Here is an 18,730-nt window from a genome sequence, read left to right as displayed (position 1 = left end):
CAGCCTAAATGGTCAGCCGCGCTGCCCCGGCAGCAGGCCCCGCTCCATTCGCTGACGCACATTGCGGCGGAAGTAGAGGAGGTAGCCCCACAGGATGGCGAAGACCACTCCGACCGAACCGATCGACACGTGGACGAAGAATCCGAGCAGGAGTCCCACCTGCAACAACAGGTTGTACTTCATCGCCCAGGGGCGGCCCTGCAGGCCGGCGCCGAGGATCATGAGCACGGCGAGCCCCACCAGGTACGTTCCGGACCACCAGGTGAGTCCGCCGCCGACCGTCGCGACGACCGGCAGGGCGAGGAGCACGACGATCGCTTCCAGGATCAGAGACCCCGCGACCACGCCGCGGAAGCCCTTCCACGGGTCCTTGGTCGGCGGGCCGAACTCCGGTTCCGAAGTACTGGGGTCCTGCTCGCTCACGCTGGGTCCTTTCCGAAGAGGGTGCGGGCCGCACCGGCGGTCACCACGGATCCGGTGACCACGACGCCCGCCCCCGATACTGCCTCACCGGGCTCGGCGACCTCCTCGGCCAGTCCGATGGCCGTTTCCAGCGCGTCCGCGAGGGTCGGCGCCACCACGACGCGTTCGTCGCCGAACTTGGCGACCGCGAGGTTGGCGAGATTCTCGACGTCCATCGCCCGCGCCGAACCGTTGTGCGTCACCACGAGCTCGTCGAACACCGGTTCCAGCGCCGACAGGATGCCGTCGACGTCCTTGTCCCCCATGACGCTGACGACGCCGACGAGCTTGCGGAAGTCGAATTCGGCGGTCAGGGCGGCGGCGAGCGCACGGGCCCCGTCCGGATTGTGCGCGGCGTCCAGGAAGACGGTCGGGGCGCTGCGCACCCGTTCGAGCCGGCCGGGATTGACGACCGAGGCGAACCCCTCCCGGATCGCGTCCTGGTCGAGCTGCCGTTCCGGGCCGGCACCGAAGAACGCTTCGACGGCCGCGAGTGCGAGCGACGCGTTGCGCGCCTGGTGCTCCCCGTGCAGGGGTAGGAAGATGTCGGTGTAGACACCGCCGAGGCCCTGCAGTTCCAGCTGCTGGCCTCCGACGGCGATCTGCCGGGCGAGCACCGTGAATTCGGAGCCCTCCCGCGCGACCGCGGCATCTACCTCGACGGCACGGCGGAGCAGCACGTCCATCACTTCCGGTGTCTGCTGGGCGAGGATGGCGACCGTGTCACCGGGCACGAGAGCGTCCTCGCGGCCCTTCTTGATGATGCCGGCCTTCTCCTCGGCGATCCCGGCGAGGTCGTCGCCGAGATACTCCGCGTGGTCGAGGCTGATCGGGGTGATCACCGCGATCTGCCCGTCGATGACATTGGTTGCGTCCCAACGCCCGCCGAGGCCCACCTCGACGACGGCGACGTCGACGGGCGCCTCCGCGAACGCGGCGTACGCCATCGCGGTGAGCACCTCGAACTTGCTCATCGCCGGGCCGCCGGCCGCCTGCGACTGCTGGTCGATCATCTGCACGTACGGTTCGATCTCCCGGTACGTGTCGACGTAGCGGCGCGGCGACACCGGGCGTCCGTCGATGCTGATCCGCTCGGTGGCGAGCTGCAGGTGCGGGCTGGTGGTGCGGCCCGTGCGCCGGTGCAGCGCGGTGAGCAGTGCGTCGATCATCCGCGTCACCGACGTCTTGCCGTTGGTGCCGGTGACGTGGATCGCCGGGTACCCGTGCTGCGGGGACCCGAGGATGTCCATCAGCGCCGCGATCCGGCTCAGCGACGGCTCGATCTTCGTCTCGGGCCACCGCTTGTCGAGTTCAGCCTCGACCAGCGTCAACTCCGCGAGGTCGACGGGGCTGACTTCCTCCGGCGTGAAGTCGGGCGAGGTCACGCGCCTTCCAGCTCCTTCAATCGCTTGGTGATGCGTTCGATTTCTTCTGTCGCGATCTGCTGACGCGTCCGGATCTTGTCCTTGACGGCGTCGGGGGCCTTGGCGAGGAACGCCTCGTTGGAGAGTTTCGCGGTGGTCCCGGCGAGTTCCTTCTGCGCGGCCGCGAGGTCCTTCTCCAGCCGCGCCTTCTCGGCGCCGAGGTCGACGTTGCCGGACGTGTCGAGGTCGACGGTGACGGTCGCCTTGCTCAGGCGCACCTCCACCGAGGCCGACACGGCGAAACCGTCCTCCGGGTCCGTCAGCCGGGCCAGCGACGTGACCGCGGCGAGCTGCGTGTCCAGATCGGCCTCGGTGATCCCGCTGATCCGCGCGGGCACCCGCTGCGACGGCTTGAGACCCTGATCGCTGCGGAACCGTCGCACCTCGGTCACCAGCCGCTGCATGTCCTCGACCCGCTGCGCCGCAACCACATCCGCGGCGACCTCCGCCGCCTGCGGCCACTGCGCAACGACGACGGACTCGTTTTCGGTGAGCGCCTTCCACAGGGTCTCCGTGACGAACGGGATGACCGGGTGGAGCAGGCGCAGCAGCGCGTCGAGGACGTTGCCGAGCACGGCCCTCGTGTTCGCCGCGACCGTGTCGCTCTCGGCGAACTGCACCTTGGCCAGCTCGAGGTACCAGTCGCAGACCTCGTCCCACGCGAAGTGGAACAGCGCCTCGCACGCTTTGCTGAACTCGTACCGGTCGAAGGCTGCGTCGACGTCGCCGCGCACCCGGTCGAGGCGGTCGAGGATCCACCGGTCCGCGTCGGTCAGTTCGCCGCGTGCGGGCAGCGGCGCGGGCGCCGCCCCGTTCATGAGGGCGAACTTGGTCGCGTTGAACAGCTTGGTCGCGAAGTTCCGGGACGACTGCGCGTGGTCCTCGCCGACGGACAGGTCGCTGCCGGGGTTGGCGCCGCGGGCCAGTGTGAAGCGGAGCGCGTCGGCGCCGAAACGGTCGACCCAGTCGAGGGGGTCGATGCCGTTGCCCCGCGACTTCGACATCTTCTTGCCGAACTGGTCGCGAACGAGGCCGTGCAGGAACACATCCTGGAACGGCATCTGCGGTCCGGACTTGCCGCCAGAGATGGCGTCGTCCTCCGACACATACGTCCCGAACATCATCATCCGCGCCACCCAGAAGAACAGGATGTCGTAACCGGTGACGAGAACGCTTGTGGGATAGAACTTCTCCAGCTCCGGCGTCTTCTCGGGCCAGCCCATGGTCGAGAACGGCCACAACCCGGAGGAGAACCAGGTGTCGAGGACGTCAGGGTCCTGCACCCAGCCCTCGGGCGCGGTCTCGTCCGGTCCGAAGCACGCGACCTCGCCGTCGGGGCCGTACCAGATCGGGATCCGGTGACCCCACCACAGCTGACGCGAGATGCACCAGTCGTGCATGTCGTCGACCCAGGCGAACCAGCGCGGTTCCTGGCTTGCCGGGTGAATGACGGTGTCACCGTTGCGGACCGCGTCACCCGCCGCCTTCGCGAGGGATTCGACCTTCACCCACCACTGCAGCGACAGGCGCGGCTCGATGGACTCGCCGGTGCGCTCGGAATGTCCGACGCTGTGCAGGTAGGGCCGCTTCTCGGCGACCACGCGGCCCTGCTCGGCGAGCGCCTCGCGCACCTTGACCCGCGCCTCGAAGCGGTCGAGACCGTCGAACTGTGTTCCCGTGTCGGCGATCTTGCCGGTCTTGTCCATGATGGTCGGCATCGGCAGGTTGTGCCGCAGGCCCATCTCGAAGTCGTTGGGGTCGTGCGCCGGAGTGATCTTGACGGCGCCGGTGCCGAATTCGGGGTCGACGTACTCGTCCGCGATGATCGGGATGTCGCGGCCGGTGAAGGGGTGCTCGAGCGTCGTCCCGATCAGGTGCTTGTAGCGCTCGTCGTCGGGGTGGACGGCGACGGCGGTGTCGCCGAGCATCGTCTCGACACGGGTGGTGGCGACCACGACGTGCGGTTCGTCGTCGTTCAGGGAGCCGTACCGCAGGGAGACCAGCTCACCCTCGACGTCCTCGAACTTCACCTCGATGTCGGAGATCGCGGTCTGCAGGACGGGCGACCAGTTGACGAGCCTCTCGGCCCGGTAGATCAGACCGTCGTCGTACATGCGCTTGAAGATGGTCTGGACGGCGCGCGAGAGCCCGTCGTCCATGGTGAAGCGGTCGCGGCTCCAGTCGACGCTGTCGCCGATTCGGCGCATCTGGCCGCCGATGGTGCCACCGGACTCCCGCTTCCAGTCCCACACCTTGTCGATGAACAGTTCGCGGCCGAAGTCTTCCTTCGTCTTGCCGTCGACGGCGAGCTGCTTCTCGACCACGGTCTGCGTCGCGATGCCCGCATGATCCATGCCGGGCAGCCACAGCACCTCGAAGCCCTGCATCCGCTTGCGGCGGCTCAGTGCGTCCATCAACGTGTGGTCGAGAGCGTGACCCATGTGCAGGCTGCCGGTCACGTTCGGCGGCGGCAGAACGATGGAGTATCCCGGCTTCTCACTGTGGGGGTCCGCGCGGAAGTAACCGGCGTCTACCCAGCCCTGATACAGATCGTCCTCGACGGAACTGGGGTCCCAGCTCTTCGGGAGGGCATCGGCACGGTTCTGGGGATTTTCTGGAGCTGCACTGGTCACCCGTCGAGTCTAATGAACGCACCGACGACCCACGACGGGGCTACCGTGCCGCCCCGCTACTGGTCGCTGAACAGCGCGCGGTGCACCTCGGTGGCGGTACGGTGCTCCGGGTCGACGGGACGCAGCGCCTCGCCGGCGTCTTCTCCGCCTGCCTGGGATCCTGCGGTGCTGTGCAGCTCGGAGAAGAGCTGCACGTGGTGGTCGTTCAAGGGATTCCTCCGGTTCGTCTGCCGCATCCGATGCGGCAACCACTCGAGAATGTCGAGTATGCATCGAAACACCCGCCGATCGGCGGCGACACGGCGACGGCGCGCCGGTGGTGTTCCCGCCGACACCGGGGGACCAAAGACTTACTCCCCGATTCCGTCCCGTCGCCATCGGAGGAAAATGGACGCGTAACGAATCACGCGGGCCCGACGACTATCCGGGCGTGCCTGCCTGAACCGGCGGTACACCGACCTCGCTGACCGCAACCCCCGACTGCGGTCGGCGAGGTCGACGCATCAGCCGCCGAACTATTGGCCCCGGCCGCTTTCGGCGGCCCGCTTGGCGAACGCGAGTTGCATCGCCCAGCCATCGACATTGCCCTCGATAGCGGAGGCGCGACGCTCGGCGCTCGGGTACAGGGCAGCGAAGCCGGACTCGACGACGCGCAGGAGGGTGCCGCCGTCCCGCTCGGACAGGAAGAATTCGACCAGGGTGGACGTGCCCTCCACCAGCGGCTGCGCGGGATCGTCTCCGCCGCGGAACGAGACGTAGTGCGGTGCGTCGGACTTCACCGGAAGAATCGGGAAGCGCCCGTACGGCGGAAAGTCGACGACGAAGACGTCGCCTTCGCGTGTGGTGGTGGTCTTGCCGGGATCTCCGTCGCCGATGAACCAGCCGGGTTCACTCACCAGCCGGAACACCCGCTCGACGGGGGCGTCGATCTGGATCTCGCGCTCGATCCTGTCCTGGGACGTATCCGGAACGCTCATGATCATCCTCACCTCTCGACAATGTGCTACCCCACGGTTGCACATCGACGGTTCCTTGCGCAACCGTCAGGTTGCACTCGATCGAAGGAATGAGGGGAAACGCATCCGGGTGCCCACCCCGACGCCGGACGGCGTGGGGCGGGCACCCGGGAAACGTGTCAGCTGAAGTGAGCCAGCAGGGCGTCGCGCTGACGGTCACCGAGGCCACGGAGGCGGCGGGTCGGCGCGATCTCGAGGTTGGCCATGATCTCCTGGGCCTTGACCTTGCCGATCTTCGGCAGGGCTTCCAGGATGGCGCTGACCTTGGTCTTGCCGATGATGTCGTCGACATCAGCCTTGGAAAGGACCTGCTTGAGGGTGATGTCACCGGACTTGAGCTTGTCCTTGAGCTCTGCGCGTGCCTTACGAGCGGCGGCGGCCTTCTCGAGAGCTGCTGCCCGCTGTTCGTCAGTGAGCTGGGGAAGTGCCACGATGTCTCCTTCATTCGGGGTACGTATCGAACACCGTAGCGATTGAACGGCCACTTCACCGCATCCATCGGACGTGTCGCGCGTCCTGTCCGATTCGTCGGGCCCCTGTTCGCGGGTCCCACGGCGCGAAAAATGCCAGGACGCGGGCGCAGCGGTGTGCCATGCTCGACGGGTTCCGATCGGTTCACACGTCGACTCGAGGAAGGAAGTAGCGATGCGCGCACTGCCTGCTGCCCACGCGGTCGCGTTGCGCCCGTCACGCCTGGGCAACGCCCCTTCCTTCCCGGCCTGCCGGCAAGGCGAACGCGGGATCATGCCCGCGGCGAAGCCCCAGCGCTCCGCCTGACACGCCCGAATCGACGATCGTCGGCAGGCGTGCCTCCACCGCCGCGACCCGACGACAGAACCGAGAAGACCCGTGAGGTACGTATCCCGTAACCCGTCCTCGACCACGCTCGACGCCCGCACCTGGTCGCGTGCCGCCGTGCTGGTCCTCAACGTCACATACGAGGCGCTCTGTGAGATTCCCGCGGAACGCGCGGTGGTGCTGATCAGTGTCGGCGCCGCCGAGACGGTCGCCGATCGGGAGCCGCCGTTCCCGATCCGGTCGCAGCACGTCGAGATCGGCCTGCCGCAGACCATCCGACTGCTGCGGTACGTCTACGTCCAGCACTCCGTGCTGGTGACCGACAGCAGTCGCGCGACGTTCGCGGGCGTGTTCCGGCGCGACCGCAATCGTTGCGGCTATTGCGCCGAGCCGGTCGCGACGACCATCGATCACGTGCTGCCGAGGAGCCGCGGCGGCCCGAACACGTGGGCCAACCTCGTGGCGTGCTGCGCCCCCTGCAACCAGCGGAAGGCCGACCGCACGCCGGAGGAGGCGGGAATGCCGCTCCTGTGGGAGCCGAAGGCGCCGCGGCACATCGAGAAGGCGCAACGGCAGATCTGGCGGGATCTCGCGGCGGTGTAGCCGCGAGATCCCTGGGGCATTCCGCCTCCACCGACCGACTTCTCCCGGAAGTTCCCACCGACCGACTTCTCCCGGAAAGGGGAGATCTCCCGATGACCGACGTCCTGGACACGACCCTGTCCACACTGCTGCCCGTCTCCGACGATCCCGCCGGGTGGGTCGACGCCGCGTGCCGCAACGACCCCGAGCCGGACCGGTGGTTCCCCTTCCCGACCGAGGATTTCGCGTACGCGCGCGACGTGTGCCGGCACTGCGCGCTGCGGATCCGCTGCGAGCTCTTCGCCAGGGCGACCGCTCAGTCCGGGGTGTGGGGCGGCAAGGAGTTCGACCGGGGCCGCGAGAGGCGGGCGTGACACCGCCTCGGCGCGGCCCTGGCCCGCCTACCGGCTGACGCCTACCCGCCCAGGATCTCGGGCAGCGCGACGTCCTCGCCCCGCACGTGCTCCGAGAGGAACGACAGCACCACCTGGTACCAGACCTTCGCGTTCTGCGGGGTGAGGATCCAGTGGTTCTCGTCCGGAAAGTAGAGGAAGCGGTGGTCGGAGACCCCGTCGTCGTCCGCGGGCAGCCCCGACTCGGACAGCAGCTCGAACCACAGCCGCAGCCCGTCGCCGATCGGGACGCGAAAGTCCTTGTCGCCGTGGATGACCAGCATCGGCGTCACGATGTCCGCGACGTACAGGTGCGGTGAGTTCTCCACCGCCATCTCGGGGGTCATCTCCCGCTGCCAGTACCAGGCGGCGTCGGTGGTGGGGCCGAACTGGTCCAGCGCCCACAGGCTCGCGTGGGTGACGATCGCCTTGAACCGGTCGGTGTGGCCGGCGATCCAGTTGGCCATGTATCCGCCGAACGATCCGCCCATCGCCGCGGTGCGCTTCTCGTCGATCTCGGGCAGCGCCACCGCGGCGTCGGTGATCGACATGAGGTCGGTGAACGGCGCCTTGCCCCATTTGCCCCAGCCGCGTTCGACGAACTCCTGCCCGTAGCCGGTGGACAGAGCCGGGTCCGGCAGCAGCACGGCGTATCCCCGCGCCACCAGCAGCCACGGGTTCCACCGCCACGACCAGGTGTTCCACGAACCCAGGGGGCCGCCGTGCACCCACAGCGCGAGCGGCACCGGCGCGTGGGCGGAAGCACCGGTCGGCACCGCGAGCCACGCACGCACCGCTGCGCCGTCCGCGGCGACCGTCTCGACCTCCGTCAGCGTGCCCGGGAGTTCAGGGAGGTCCGCGGGCGCCTTCAGCAGCGACACGGCGCCGGTGGTGATGTCGATGCGCACCGGGTGCGGCGGCGCCGCGTACGACGCCCGCAGCGCGAACACCGTGGACCCGTCCGGAGCGACCTGCAGGTCGGTGTATGCGGAGTCGTCGGTCGTGACCGGCGTGGGGTCCGCGCCGTCGCGGAGGAGGAAGATCGGTGCGCGCCCGCGGTCGTCGGCGGTCACGAGAAGACCCGAGCCATCGGACAACCAGACCACGGACGTGGCCCACCGCTCCCACCCGGGCGCCACGTCCGTGACGGTGCCGGTGTCGAAGCTGTACCGGTGCAGCGTGAATCGCGGCGCGGAGTCGGGTGTCGCATGCGATTCCCGCGTGAACACGACGTGTCGGCAGTCCGGGGAGATCACCGGGTCCGACAGGTCGGCGTCGCCGTCGTCGACGAGGACGGTACGCGCCCCCGTCTCGGTGTCGACGCGCACCAGGATGTTCCGGATCGATGCCAGCGGACCGGGAACCGTCCACGACGTCACGACGAACGCGCCGTCGTCGCTCAGCGCGTAGTTCGCCTCCCGCAGCGCCGGACCCGGCATCGGTGTGAGATCGGTGAGCTGTGGCTCGTGACCGTTCTCCGCGAGCGCGTCCAGCGGGGCGGACAGCAGGTGCGGCACGTCGGGACCGAGATCGTGGTCCCAGTAGCGGATCGGGTAGCCCGTGTGCAGGATCGCCGAGACCTTCTTCTCCTTGCGCTCGGCACGCACCCGCTCGTCGTCGGCGGCGTCGCCGGATCCACCGAGAACGCCGGTGGTGACGACGAACCGCGGGGCGCACCGTGCGGCACGCACCCCGGTGATGCCGCCGCCGCGTCGCGCGACGATCACCGCTTCGCCGCCCCGCGCGGGCAGTCGCCACAGGTCGTCGGGGAGGTCGTCCTCGTCCTGCGTCGGCCGGGAGGACGTGAAGAGGAGGTCGCCGTCGCTGGTGAACGTCGCGTTGGACTCCCCGGTACGACCGCGGGTGAGCCGGCGCGCCGCGAACTCGCCGGTGGGATCGATCTCCCACAGGGCGGTGACGTACTTCGTCGACTTCTCGTCGAGCGTCGACTGCGCGACGACGAGCCTACGCCCGTCCGCCGACAGCGCGAGGCCGCCGACGCGACCGAGCGCGAGATAGTCGTCGAGGTCGTCGAACGGAGTTCCGGCGTGGAGTTCAGGAATGGCGGTCACGAGTCGTTGGTATCACGAACCGGGCTCATGCCGTCGGACATCCGCGACTCAGGCGAGCAGGGGCGCGACCCGCGGCGGGATCTCGTTCAACGCGTACGGCAGGCTCAGTACGGTGCTCCACGCCATCGCCTCGGCGGCGGCGTCCTCGAGCGTGATCGTGCGGCCGGCCTTCACCACGTCGAGTTCCTGATAGATCGGCGTCTTGTCGAGTTCCGCGCGCAGCTTGTCGCCGTAGCCGCCGCCCGCATACCAGACGAGGAGGTCGACGTTCGCGAGCGACAGTTGCTCCGTGCTGATCTCCGCGAAGTTGCCGGTGATCTGTTCCGTCACAGGGGGGTTCACGAAACCGAGTTCGGTGAAGAATCGAACCTTCGGGTCCTCCGGGCCGTACACACCGAACTGTCCCGGCCCCTTGAGGGCACCGACGAGGACGGTCTTGCCCGCGAACGCCGGGTTGGCGGCCCGGGCGTCGGCGAACTGCGTCTCGACACCGGACACCAGTTCGGCGGCCTTGTCCTTCTTGCCGAGTGCGTCGCCGAGAATCCGCGTCTGGTCCTGCCACGGGACGCCGTAGTCGGCGAACTCCTTGGGTTGCGCGACCGTCGGCGCGATGGCGCTGAGCTTGTCGTACTGGGCCTGGGTGAGGCCGGAGTAGGTGCCGACCACCAGGTCCGGGGCGACGGCCGCGACTTTCTCGAAGTCGATGTTGGTGGACGCCGTGCCGACGATCTCCGGCTTCGAATCGCCGAGGAGGTCCTGCGCCCACGGCCACACGCCGTAGGGGTAGTCGCCGTACCAGTCGAACGTGCCGGCCAGGGGGCCGCCGAGCGCGAGGATCGTGTCCTGATCGTTGTAGCCGACGCTGACGATGCGCTGCGGGTCCGTGGGCACCTGGGTCTCGCCGTACTTGTGGGCGACGACGGGGCCGTCGGGCGCGTTGCCGTTGCCACTGCCGTCGCCGTCCGAGCTGCTGCAGGCCGCGGCGAACGCGAGCAGCGCTCCCCCGGTACCCAGGAGGAATCCGCGTCGGCTGACGCCGATCCTCTGTTGTCCCACGTTCATGCGGCGACCCTCTCGTCTACCAGGTATTCCGATCCACTTAGGTAAGGCTTGCCGAGCTTAGCCTAAGGGTTCGCGCGGACGGGCTCCCGCCACATCGCCCACAGTGTCGGCCCGCCGTCCGGGATCCGGATCTCACCGGTGACGTCGAAGCCGAACCGCTGATAGTACGAAATGTTGTCCTTCTTGCTCGACTCCAGGTACGCCGGGATTCCCTCGGCATCACAACGGTCGAGCCGCGACCGCAGCAGCGCCGTCCCGTAGCCGCCGCCCCGTCCCGCGCTCGACGTTCCGATCGTCGCCAGATACCAGTGCGCGGGATCGACCGGGTGCGCGTCCTCGACGGTTCCGCTGACCGCGGCACCGACGCCCAATCGCGGGCCGAACGCGCGGATCAGGCCTGGCAGGCTGACGAGCGAAGACCACGTCGACTGCTTCCAGCCGCCCGGCGGATCCCACATGGCGGCACCACGGATCACGCCGTCGTCGCCCTCGGCGACCTCGGCACCGCCGCCGGCGAGATGGTGGTGGCGGATCTCCACCCCGAACAGTCTCGGCAGGCCGCGCCGCCTGCGCTCGGGATCCGGCCACATCCACACCATGACGGGGTCGTCGAAGAACGCGTCCGCGAGGACCCGCGTCAGTTGGGGGATGTCGGATTTGATCGCGGCCCGCACGCTCACACCCATGCCCAGAGGGTACGGGCCCATGACGGCTGCGCGCGGGAACGACCGGCCGCCGCCCGCGGTTCGTGTCGGGCGGGGACGGGTGGCCTGTTCTAGACGGTGGCGTCGACGAGAAGTTTCGCGCCGGTCGCCGCCTGGACGTCCTCGACGCTGTGACCGGGTGCGGTCTCGACGAGCCGCAGTCCGTCGGGGGTGACGTCGATGACGGCGAGGTCGGTGACGATCTTCTGGACGCAGCGCTTGCCGGTGTACGGCAGCGTGCACTCCTCGAGGATCTTGTGCTCGCCCTTCTTGGTGACGTGATCCATCATCACGATGACCTTGCCTGCGCCGTGGACGAGGTCCATCGCGCCGCCCATTCCCTTGACCATGGCGCCGGGGACCATCCAGTTGGACAGGTCGCCGTGGCTACTGACCTGCATCGCGCCGAGAACGGCCACGTCGACGTTGCCGCCGCGGATCATCGAGAAGGAGTCGGACGAGGAGAAGAATGCGCCGCCGGCCTCCACTGTGATGGTTTCCTTGCCCGCGTTGATCAGTTCGGGGTCGACCTCGCCCTCGGTGGGGTACGGCCCGACGCCGAGGATGCCGTTCTCCGAGTGGAGGATGACGTCCTTGCCCGCCGGGATGTGACCGGGGATCAGGGTCGGCATGCCGATGCCGAGGTTGACGTACTGTCCGTCCTCGAGTTCGGCCGCGACCCGGGCCGCCATCTCGTCACGCGTCCAGCTCATGCCCGCACCGTCCTGTTCTCGATTCCCGTTTCCTGCTTGCCGACCTCGACCACACGCTGGACGAAGATGCCCGGGGTGTGCACCTCGGCGGGGTCGATCTCGCCGGGCTCGACGAGGTGTTCGACCTGCGCGATGGTGATACGACCGGCGCCCGCGGCGTCGGGGTTGAAGTTGCGGGCGGTCTCGCGGTACACGAGGTTGCCGAGCCGGTCGCCCTTCCACGCGTGGACCAGCGCGAAGTCGGTGCGGATGGCGCGTTCGAGAACGAAGGCCTCCCCGTCGAACTCGCGGGTCTCCTTGGGCTTGCTGGCGACCGCGATGCCGCCCTTGCCGTCGTAGCGGATCGGCAGACCGCCGTCGGCGACCTGCGTTCCGACACCGGCAGGGGTATAGAAGGCGGGGATGCCCGCTCCCCCGGCGCGCATGCGCTCGGCCAGCGTGCCCTGCGGGGTGAGCTCGACCTCGAGCTCGCCGCTGAGGTACTGCCGCGCGAATTCCTTGTTGGCGCCGACGTACGAGCTGATGGTGCGCCGGATCCGGTGCTGCTCGAGGAGCAGCCCCAGACCGAATCCGTCGGTGCCGCAGTTGTTGCTGACCGTCTCGAGGTCGGTCGCACCCTGTGCGAGGAGGGCGTCGATGAGGACCGAGGGGATACCGACGAGGCCGAAGCCACCCACTGCGAGGGACGCTCCGTCGGGGACGTCGGCAACGGCCTCGGCCGCCGTTGCGAAGACTTTGTTGACCATGTGACCCAGGCTACCGCAAAATGTTCGAGTAGTGAACACCCATCCACATTGCGAACAAATTGCGCCCCGCCTGTTGGCCCCATCACAGAACGCGACTACTATGTGCGAATAGCGGCCGACTGTTCACATCGAGAACGTGAGGATCTTCTTCCATGCTGCATCTGCCAGCCCACTACCAAGCCGGGCACGAAGCCAATGCCCCGCTGCTGTTCCCCGAGTACAAGACGACTCGGCTGCGCAGCCCCAAGAACGACCTGATCCTGATCCCGCAGCGACTCGGCGAGATCACCGGTCCGGTCTTCGGTGACGCCGACGTCACCAAGGGTGAGAACGACATGACCCGCGCCAACGGCGGCGAGGCCCAGGGTCAGCGCATCATCGTCCACGGCCGGGTCCTCGACAGCGCCGGGAAGCCCATCCCCGACACCCTCATCGAGGTGTGGCAGGCCAACGCCGGCGGCCGCTACCGCCACAAGAACGACTCCTGGCCCGCGCCGCTCGACCCCCACTTCAACGGTGTCGCGCGCTGCCTGACCGACAAGCAGGGCCACTACGAGTTCACGACGATCAAGCCGGGCGCGTACCCGTGGGGCAACCACCACAACGCGTGGCGGCCCGCGCACATCCACTTCTCGCTCTTCGGTCAGGCGTTCACCCAGCGCCTGGTCACGCAGATGTACTTCCCGGACGATCCGTTCTTCTTCCAGGACCCGATCTACAACTCGGTGCCCGAAGCGGCGCGCGAGCGGATGATCAGCACGTTCGACTACGACCAGACCCGGGAGAACTGGGCCGTCGGATTCAAGTTCGACATCGTCCTGCGCGGCCAGGACGCGACCCCGTTCGAAGATGCGGAAGGCCACTGATGATCGACACCCAGAACCCGGACGCCCCGCGGTACCCGGTTTTCGCCCGGAGCCAGGACGAGGTGCCGTTCGGCGTCACCCCGTCCCAGACCGTCGGACCGTACGTCCACATCGGCCTGTTCCCCACGTGGGAGAACAGCGGCGACGCCGTCCCCGAAGATGCTCCCGGACGAATCACCGTGTCCTTCAACGTCATCGACGGCGCCGGTCAGCCCATCGGCGACGCGATGATCGAAACCTGGCAAGCCGACGCCGCGGGACGGTTCGACAGTCCTGCCGACCCGCGCGGTGCCGCCGAGGCGACCCCCGCCGGATTCCGCAGCCTGGCACGCGTGTTCGCCGACGAGAGCGGCACGATCGTGGTGCACACCGTCAAACCGGGCACCCTCCCCGCCGAGGACGGCGCAGTCGAGGCCCCGCACATCAACGTCGGACTGTTCGCCCGCGGCATGCTCGAACGCCTCTACACGCGTCTCTACTTTCCCGAGGACACGGACGCCCACGCGTCGGACCCCGTGCTCTCCGCCGTGCCGGAAGCCGACCGTCCCAAGCTGATCGCGGAGAAGACCGATCGCGGATACCACCTGACGATCCACGTGCAGAACACGGACGGACGGGAAACCCCGTTCTTCGCCCTGTAATCGGCCGCAAACCAGAAAGGTGTCGCGTGTGAACTCTCCGGAGACCTCCCGGGGTGCCCTGTTCGATCCGACGTTCGGTGCCGGCGAGTTGTCGGCGCTGCTCTCCGACCGGGCGTGGGTCACCGCGATGGTCGAGGTCGAGGGGGCACTGGCCCGGGCGGAGGCGAAGTGCGGCGTCATCCCCGCCGCGTCCGCCGACGCGATCTCCTCCGTGTTCGCGCGCATCGTCGCCGACGGCTCCGTGGACGTCGCGGCCCTCGGCGACGCGGCTGCCGCGGGCGGCAATCCGGTGATCCCGCTGGTGAAACTGCTCCGCAGCGAGGTCGCGGCCGACAATCCCGGGGTGCCCGGAAGTCACGTGCACAAGGGCGCCACCAGTCAGGACGTTCTCGACACCGCGCTGATGCTGCTGTGCCGCCGGGCCGGCGCGCACGTGCTGGCGTCCCTCGACGAGGCGGTGCTGTGCGCCGAGGCCCTCGCGCGGGCCCAGCGCGGCACCCCGATCGCCGGCCGCACCCTCGGCCAGCAGGCCCTGCCCACCACGTTCGGCGTGCTCGCCGCCGGGTGGATGACCGCGCTGCACAGGGCTTCCCGCGCACTGTTCGACGCACTCGACGACCTTCCCGTGCAACTGGGAGGCGCGGCCGGAACGTCCGCCGCGCTCTACCCGCACGGCCTCGACGTCGCCGACGTGCTCGCCGACGAACTCGGACTCGCACGCCAGGACGTCCCCTGGCACACCGACCGCACCCGCATCGCGCTGCTCGCGTCGGCGCTCGGAACGGTCGCGGGCGCGGTGTCGAAGATCGCCACCGACCTCGTGTTCCTGTCGTCCACCGAGGTCGGCGAGGTCAGCGAAGGGTCGCCCGGCGGTTCGTCTGCCATGCCGCACAAGCGCAATCCGGTGGCCGCGATCGCAGCCCGCGCCGCGGCCCGCCGCACACCGGGACTTGTCGCGACGATCCTCGGCTCGATGGATCACGAGCAGCAACGCGCCGCCGGCCCCTGGCACGCCGAGTGGGAAACCCTCACCGACCTGCTGCGCCTCACCGGTGGCGCCGTCACGCGGATCGCCGACTCGCTCGGCGGACTGAACGTCCACCCCGACGAGATGGCCCGCAACCTCGACATCACCGGTGGCCTGCTCCTCGCGGAACGGGTCACCGGAGCCCTGTCCGCCCACACCGACAACGCGCGTGACCTCGTCACCGCCGCCTGCAGGAGCGGGCACCGTCTCGACGAGGATCCGGGGCTCCTCGAATACCTGCCCGCGGACGAGATCCGCACCCTGCTCGACCCTGCCGGGTACCTCGGCCACGCCCACGACATCGTCGACCGCGCACTGGAGACAGTGGCCCGCGGCCGGGAAGGAACGCGATGACAGTCGCACTTGCACACGAAATCTCCGGACCCCGCAACAGCGCGGCGGACGCCCCCGTCGTGGTCCTGCTCGGATCGCTCGGCTCCAACCGGTCCATGTGGGACCCACAGATCGCGGCGCTGTCCGACGAATGCCGGGTCGTCGCCGTCGATCAGCGGGGCCACGGCGAGTCGCCTGCACCGGACGGGCCGTACTCCGTCCGCGAACTGTCCGAGGACGTTCTCGCCCTGCTCGACTCCCTCGGAGTCGACGCCGCCCACTTCGTCGGACTGTCCATGGGCGGCGCGATCGCCCAGTGGCTCGGCGCGAACACCCCGCGGCGGGTGCTGTCGCTGTCGCTGCTGTGCACCGCCGCGAAGTTCGGCGAACCGCAGGGATGGATCGAGCGGGCCGCCGCGTCGCGCGCAGACGGCCCCGAGTCGCTCGCCGATGCCGTCGTCGCACGCTGGTTCAGCGAGGGCCTGGCCAAGCGGGACCCGGAATTCGTCCGGCACTACCGGGACATGATCGCGTCGACGTCGCCCGAGGGATACGCCGCGTGCTGCGACGCCCTCGCCGACTGGGACTTCACCGCCGACCTCTCCCGCATCAGCGCACCGACGTTGGTGATCGCGGGCGAGGAGGATCCGTCCACCCCGCCGTCGGTCATGCAGATCCTCGCGGACGGCATCACCGGCGCCCGGTTCGAGGTGCTCTCCCCCGCCGCCCACGTCGCGAACCTCGAGCAGGCGGGTGCCGTCACGGCGCTGCTCCGGGAACACATCGCCGGCGGCGGGTACGCGCGCGGGCGACGCGCCGCGCACGCGCAGGGCATGACGGTGCGCCGCTCAGTGCTCGGCGACGCCCACGTGGACCGCTCCGTGGCCGGAACCACCGACTTCACGGCACCGTTCCAGGATTTCATCACCCGCACCGCGTGGGGCGACATCTGGTCACGTCCCGCGCTGGACCACGAACTGCGCCGCCTGCTCACGATCGCCGTCCTCACTGCGGTCGGCAACGAGCACGAACTCGACATGCACCTCCGGGCCGCCCTCCGCGCGGGCGTCGACGCCGACACCATCGGCGAGGTGCTCCTCCACACCGCCGTCTACGCGGGAGTGCCCAACAGCAATCTCGGGTTCGCCCTCGGCAAGCAGGCCCTCGCCGACCTGGCCGCCGAGTCGACAGTGGAGGATTCGCAGACATGACAGCTACCGAACCGACGGAGAAGATCCTCCCGTCCCCCGACTACGTGCAGTCGCTGGCCCGGGGCCTCGCCGTGATCCGCTGCTTCGACAACCGGAACCAGCGGCGCACGCTCAGCGACGTCGCCCGCGCCACCGACCTGACCCGCGCCACCGCGCGCCGGTTCCTGCTCACCCTCGTCGAACTCGGCTACGTGGCCACGGACGGTTCCGCGTTCTGGCTCACGCCGCGGGTCCTCGAACTCGGGTACAGCTACCTGTCGAGTCTGTCGCTTCCCGAGGTCGCGCAGCCGCACCTGGAGAAGTTGAGCCACAAGGTCCACGAGTCGTCGTCGGTGTCGATCCTCGACGGCGCCGACATCGTGTACGTCGCCCGTGTGCCCGTCAGCCGGATCATGACGGTGGGCATCACCATCGGCACCCGGCTCCCGGCGTACGCGACGTCGATGGGCCGCGTCCTGCTGGCGGGACTGCCCGACGACGAACTCGACGCGTACCTCGAGAAGCTCGACATCCAGCGCCTCACCGAGCGCACGATCACGGCCCGCGACGACCTGAAGGCCGCGATCCTCGCGGTCCGCGCGGACGGCATCTGCGTTCTCGACCAGGAACTCGAGGCGGGCCTGCGGTCGATGGCCGCACCGATCCGCAACGCCTCCGGGCTCACCGTCGCCGCGGTGAACATCTCCACTCCGGCCGCACGGTACAGCCTCGAGGATCTGCATTCCGATCTCATCCCGTCGCTGCGGGTCACCGCAACCGACATCGAACAGGACCTCGCCACCGTCAACCGCTGACGCTGCCCGAGGAATCTTCACGAAAGGCCTTTTCATGCGTGACGTCGTCATCTGCGAACCCCTCCGGACGCCGGTCGGGCGGTTCGGTGGAGTGTTCAAGGACCTCACTCCCCAGAGTCTCGCCGCCACCGTCATCACGGCACTCGTCGAACGCACCGGCATCGACGGCAGCCAGATCGACGACGTCATCCTCGGTCAGGCATCCCCGGGCGGAGAGGCCCCGGCCATCGGCCGGATCGCGGCCCTCGACGCCGGACTCGGCATCGACGTCCCGGGCATGCAGGTGGATCGCCGCTGCGGATCCGGTCTGCAGGCCGTCATCACCGCCGTGCTGCAGGTGGCGTCCGGCGGCAACGATCTCGTCCTCGCCGGCGGCGCCGAATCCATGAGCCAGGCCGAGTTCTACACCAACCCGAACATCCGCTGGGGCGTCAAGGGCGAAGGGGTGCAACTCGCAGACCGGCTCGCCCGCGCCCGCGTCACCGCCGGCGGCGCGAACTTCCCCGTGCCCGGCGGCATGATCGAGACCGCCGAGAACCTGCGGGCCGAATTCGACATCAGCCGCGAGGACCAGGACGCGCTCGCCGTGCAGTCGCACCAGCGTGCCGTCGCCGCGCAGGAGTCGGGCCGCTTCGCCGAGGAGATCGTCGGAGTGACGGTGCCGCAACGTAAGTCGGACCCGCTCGTCGTCGACAAGGACGAGCACCCGCGCGCCGACACCACGGTGGAGTCGCTGTCGAAGCTCCGCGCCATCCGCTCCAAGATCGACTCCGCCTCCACCGTCACCGCAGGCAATGCCAGCGGCCAGAACGACGGCGCGGCCGTGTGCATCGTGACGACCGCAGAGAAGGCGAAGGAATTGGGACTGAAGCCCCTCGCCCGGATGGCGTCGTGGGCCGTGGCCGGCGTCCCGCCGCGCACGATGGGCATCGGCCCGGTGCCCGCGACGGAGAAGGCCCTCGGTCAGCTCGGACTGTCGCTGTCCGACATGGGTGTCATCGAACTGAACGAGGCCTTCGCCGCGCAGACCCTCGCCGTCCTCCGCAGCTGGGACCTCGACCCCACCGACGAGCGCCTCAACCCCAACGGGTCCGGCATCTCGCTCGGGCACCCCGTCGGCGCCACCGGCGGTCGCATCCTCGCCACCCTCCTGCGGGAAATGGACCGTCGCGAGTCCCGCTACGGGCTGGAGACCATGTGCATCGGCGGCGGCCAGGGCCTGGCCGCGGTGTTCGAGCGGGTCTGATTCCCAAG

Annotated in this window: 19 protein-coding genes; 8 read left to right on the top strand and 11 right to left on the bottom strand. The window is 69.0% G+C overall.

Annotation, left to right across the window (positions count from 1 at the left end):
- Positions 1–12: 12 nt before the first annotated feature.
- The 6 genes from JWS13_RS39645 to mihF all read right to left on the bottom strand — a co-directional run bounded on the left by JWS13_RS39645 (position 13) and on the right by mihF (position 5,966).
- Entirely contained in the window at positions 13–423 is a 411-nt protein-coding gene (locus JWS13_RS39645) for a DUF4233 domain-containing protein (RefSeq protein ID WP_124391204.1), read from the bottom strand.
- Positions 420–1,847 (bottom strand): bifunctional tetrahydrofolate synthase/dihydrofolate synthase, encoded by a 1,428-nt coding sequence (gene folC, locus JWS13_RS39640; protein ID WP_206010700.1) that lies wholly within the window; start codon positions 1,845–1,847, stop codon positions 420–422. Before folC ends, JWS13_RS39645 begins: the two co-directional genes overlap by 4 nt.
- Positions 1,844–4,519 (bottom strand): valine--tRNA ligase, encoded by a 2,676-nt coding sequence (locus JWS13_RS39635; RefSeq protein WP_206010699.1) that lies wholly within the window; start codon positions 4,517–4,519, stop codon positions 1,844–1,846. The genes folC and JWS13_RS39635 overlap by 4 nt, the downstream gene beginning before the upstream one ends.
- 56 nt (positions 4,520–4,575) lie before the next feature.
- Positions 4,576–4,728, bottom strand: a complete 153-nt coding sequence (locus tag JWS13_RS45760; protein WP_009474026.1) for a hypothetical protein — start codon at positions 4,726–4,728, stop codon at positions 4,576–4,578.
- 306 nt (positions 4,729–5,034) lie between these two features.
- Positions 5,035–5,502, bottom strand: a complete 468-nt coding sequence (locus JWS13_RS39625) for an SRPBCC family protein (RefSeq protein ID WP_206010697.1) — start codon at positions 5,500–5,502, stop codon at positions 5,035–5,037.
- A 152-nt stretch (positions 5,503–5,654) separates the two neighbouring features.
- Positions 5,655–5,966 carry an integration host factor, actinobacterial type gene (gene mihF, locus JWS13_RS39620; protein WP_005248100.1) on the bottom strand — a complete coding sequence of 104 codons (312 nt, stop codon included), beginning with the start codon at positions 5,964–5,966 and terminating at the stop codon, positions 5,655–5,657.
- A gap of 418 nt (positions 5,967–6,384) precedes the next feature.
- Between mihF and JWS13_RS39615 the strand changes: the two genes are divergently transcribed.
- Positions 6,385–6,936: an HNH endonuclease gene (locus tag JWS13_RS39615; protein WP_206010696.1), complete on the top strand. Its 552-nt coding sequence runs from the start codon at positions 6,385–6,387 to the stop codon at positions 6,934–6,936.
- 92 nt (positions 6,937–7,028) lie between these two features.
- Positions 7,029–7,289 (top strand): WhiB family transcriptional regulator, encoded by a 261-nt coding sequence (locus JWS13_RS39610; RefSeq protein WP_072946563.1) that lies wholly within the window; start codon positions 7,029–7,031, stop codon positions 7,287–7,289.
- A gap of 41 nt (positions 7,290–7,330) precedes the next feature.
- Here the strand turns inward: JWS13_RS39610 and JWS13_RS39605 are convergent, their stop codons facing one another.
- The 5 genes from JWS13_RS39605 to JWS13_RS39585 form a co-directional block, all read right to left on the bottom strand.
- Positions 7,331–9,379 carry a prolyl oligopeptidase family serine peptidase gene (locus JWS13_RS39605; RefSeq protein WP_206010695.1) on the bottom strand — a complete coding sequence of 683 codons (2,049 nt, stop codon included), beginning with the start codon at positions 9,377–9,379 and terminating at the stop codon, positions 7,331–7,333.
- A 48-nt stretch (positions 9,380–9,427) separates the two neighbouring features.
- A complete protein-coding gene (locus JWS13_RS39600) occupies positions 9,428–10,441 on the bottom strand; it encodes an iron-siderophore ABC transporter substrate-binding protein (RefSeq protein ID WP_206010694.1) in 1,014 nt (337 codons plus the stop codon).
- 62 nt (positions 10,442–10,503) lie between these two features.
- A complete protein-coding gene (locus tag JWS13_RS39595) occupies positions 10,504–11,127 on the bottom strand; it encodes a GNAT family N-acetyltransferase (RefSeq protein ID WP_206010693.1) in 624 nt (207 codons plus the stop codon).
- 89 nt (positions 11,128–11,216) lie between these two features.
- Positions 11,217–11,858 (bottom strand): 3-oxoacid CoA-transferase subunit B, encoded by a 642-nt coding sequence (locus tag JWS13_RS39590; protein WP_206010692.1) that lies wholly within the window; start codon positions 11,856–11,858, stop codon positions 11,217–11,219.
- The gene (locus tag JWS13_RS39585) at positions 11,855–12,604 is read right to left on the bottom strand and encodes a CoA transferase subunit A (RefSeq protein ID WP_087559495.1); all 750 of its coding nucleotides are present in this window, start codon (positions 12,602–12,604) and stop codon (positions 11,855–11,857) included. Before JWS13_RS39585 ends, JWS13_RS39590 begins: the two co-directional genes overlap by 4 nt.
- Positions 12,605–12,756: 152 nt before the next feature.
- Here JWS13_RS39585 and pcaH point away from each other — a divergent pair, with 152 nt between their 5' ends.
- The 6 genes from pcaH to JWS13_RS39555 are packed head-to-tail and all read left to right on the top strand — an operon-like array spanning position 12,757 to position 18,722.
- Positions 12,757–13,470, top strand: coding sequence for a protocatechuate 3,4-dioxygenase subunit beta (gene pcaH / locus JWS13_RS39580; protein WP_206010691.1), 714 nt, complete (start codon positions 12,757–12,759; stop codon positions 13,468–13,470).
- Positions 13,470–14,111 carry a protocatechuate 3,4-dioxygenase subunit alpha gene (pcaG, locus tag JWS13_RS39575; protein ID WP_206010690.1) on the top strand — a complete coding sequence of 214 codons (642 nt, stop codon included), beginning with the start codon at positions 13,470–13,472 and terminating at the stop codon, positions 14,109–14,111. The genes pcaH and pcaG overlap by 1 nt, the downstream gene beginning before the upstream one ends.
- Before the next feature lie 28 nt (positions 14,112–14,139).
- On the top strand, positions 14,140–15,492 hold the full coding sequence (pcaB, locus tag JWS13_RS39570) for a 3-carboxy-cis,cis-muconate cycloisomerase (protein ID WP_206010689.1): 1,353 nt from the start codon (positions 14,140–14,142) through the stop codon (positions 15,490–15,492).
- Entirely contained in the window at positions 15,489–16,682 is a 1,194-nt protein-coding gene (pcaDC, locus tag JWS13_RS39565; protein WP_206010688.1) for a bifunctional 3-oxoadipate enol-lactonase/4-carboxymuconolactone decarboxylase PcaDC, read from the top strand. Before pcaB ends, pcaDC begins: the two co-directional genes overlap by 4 nt.
- The gene (locus tag JWS13_RS39560) at positions 16,679–17,476 is read left to right on the top strand and encodes an IclR family transcriptional regulator (protein ID WP_206010687.1); all 798 of its coding nucleotides are present in this window, start codon (positions 16,679–16,681) and stop codon (positions 17,474–17,476) included. Before pcaDC ends, JWS13_RS39560 begins: the two co-directional genes overlap by 4 nt.
- Positions 17,477–17,510: 34 nt before the next feature.
- Positions 17,511–18,722 carry an acetyl-CoA C-acetyltransferase gene (locus tag JWS13_RS39555; RefSeq protein ID WP_206010686.1) on the top strand — a complete coding sequence of 404 codons (1,212 nt, stop codon included), beginning with the start codon at positions 17,511–17,513 and terminating at the stop codon, positions 18,720–18,722.
- The last annotated feature ends 8 nt before the right edge of the window (positions 18,723–18,730 follow it).

The sequence above is a fragment of the Rhodococcus pseudokoreensis genome, from assembly GCF_017068395.1.
Lineage (GTDB): Bacteria > Actinomycetota > Actinomycetes > Mycobacteriales > Mycobacteriaceae > Rhodococcus_F > Rhodococcus_F pseudokoreensis.
Note: the sequence above shows the minus strand (reverse complement) of the source record. Positions and strands in the feature narration are given on the sequence as shown.

What these genes read in the sequence shown, in the direction of transcription:
- JWS13_RS39595 (WP_206010693.1), bottom strand. Translation starts at nt 11,127, where the DNA reads ATGGGTGTGAGCGTGCGGGCCGCGATCAAATCCGACATCCCCCAACTG.
- JWS13_RS39590 (WP_206010692.1), bottom strand. Translation starts at nt 11,858, where the DNA reads ATGAGCTGGACGCGTGACGAGATGGCGGCCCGGGTCGCGGCCGAACTC.
- pcaDC (WP_206010688.1), top strand. Translation starts at nt 15,489, where the DNA reads ATGACAGTCGCACTTGCACACGAAATCTCCGGACCCCGCAACAGCGCG.
- JWS13_RS39600 (WP_206010694.1), bottom strand. Translation starts at nt 10,441, where the DNA reads ATGAACGTGGGACAACAGAGGATCGGCGTCAGCCGACGCGGATTCCTC.
- JWS13_RS39625 (WP_206010697.1), bottom strand. Translation starts at nt 5,502, where the DNA reads ATGATCATGAGCGTTCCGGATACGTCCCAGGACAGGATCGAGCGCGAG.
- JWS13_RS39560 (WP_206010687.1), top strand. Translation starts at nt 16,679, where the DNA reads ATGACAGCTACCGAACCGACGGAGAAGATCCTCCCGTCCCCCGACTAC.
- JWS13_RS39610 (WP_072946563.1), top strand. Translation starts at nt 7,029, where the DNA reads ATGACCGACGTCCTGGACACGACCCTGTCCACACTGCTGCCCGTCTCC.
- JWS13_RS39555 (WP_206010686.1), top strand. Translation starts at nt 17,511, where the DNA reads ATGCGTGACGTCGTCATCTGCGAACCCCTCCGGACGCCGGTCGGGCGG.
- pcaH (WP_206010691.1), top strand. Translation starts at nt 12,757, where the DNA reads ATGCTGCATCTGCCAGCCCACTACCAAGCCGGGCACGAAGCCAATGCC.
- pcaG (WP_206010690.1), top strand. Translation starts at nt 13,470, where the DNA reads ATGATCGACACCCAGAACCCGGACGCCCCGCGGTACCCGGTTTTCGCC.
- JWS13_RS39585 (WP_087559495.1), bottom strand. Translation starts at nt 12,604, where the DNA reads ATGGTCAACAAAGTCTTCGCAACGGCGGCCGAGGCCGTTGCCGACGTC.